Annotated in this window: 2 protein-coding genes; one reads left to right on the forward strand and one right to left on the reverse strand. The window is 36.8% G+C overall.

Features of this window, described 5'->3' with window-relative positions; translation table 11 throughout:
* On the forward strand, nt 1-442 hold a 442-nt coding region (locus AC1DSL_RS19080), incomplete at its 5' end, for a manganese catalase family protein (RefSeq protein WP_477533456.1).
* A 120-nt stretch (nt 443-562) separates the two neighbouring features.
* On the opposite strand, the gene AC1DSL_RS19085 is transcribed toward AC1DSL_RS19080, so the two are convergent.
* Nucleotides 563-718 (reverse strand): WGxxGxxG family protein (locus tag AC1DSL_RS19085; RefSeq protein ID WP_477533457.1); only part of this gene is annotated, 156 nt, incomplete at its 5' end.

Genomic DNA, 718 nt, shown 5'->3' on the forward strand with positions numbered 1-718 from the left:
GAATCAGCGTTATACTGTTCCTGAGAAAGTAATTGGGTTACTAACAGATATTTCAACGGAAGAGTTTTCTCATTTAGAAATGCTTGCAACCATGATTTACAAATTAACAAAAGATGCAACTCCCGAAGAATTAGAAAAAGCTGGCCTGGGAGCACATTTTGTCAATCATGGTCATTCCCTATTCTATGAAAATGCCGGTGGTGTTCCGTTTACAGCGACATATATCCAATCTAAAGGTGACCCTATTGCGGATTTGTATGAAGATATCGCAGCAGAAGAAAAGGCACGCGCAACATATCAATGGTTAATCGATATTTCAGACGACCCAGGTATTAATGATGCTTTAGCTTTTTTAAGAGAAAGAGAAAATATCCACTCTCTTCGCTTCCGAGAAGCAGTTGAACTACTAAAGGATGAACGAGATCGAAAAAAAATATTTTAACCTCCCCCTCTAAGAACGTTAGTTGATTTTACAACTAATAATAATTATTAATTATTGGACATATAAAAAAACGACCAATCTAATTAAGAAGAGGTCGCTTTTTTTTATCATATATATTATTTACTTAATTTCTCGTCGCTCTTCTCTTCTGCGTAATCCTAACAAACCCGCTAACCCTAATAATCCTATCCAGCCCCAATCAGTATCATCGTCGTCATCCATACCGGAAGTTGTGTTAGTGTCAGTGTCAGGAGTATTKTTTGTAGTGGTATTGGG

The sequence above is a fragment of the Paenisporosarcina sp. P4_D4 genome, assembly GCF_056401835.1.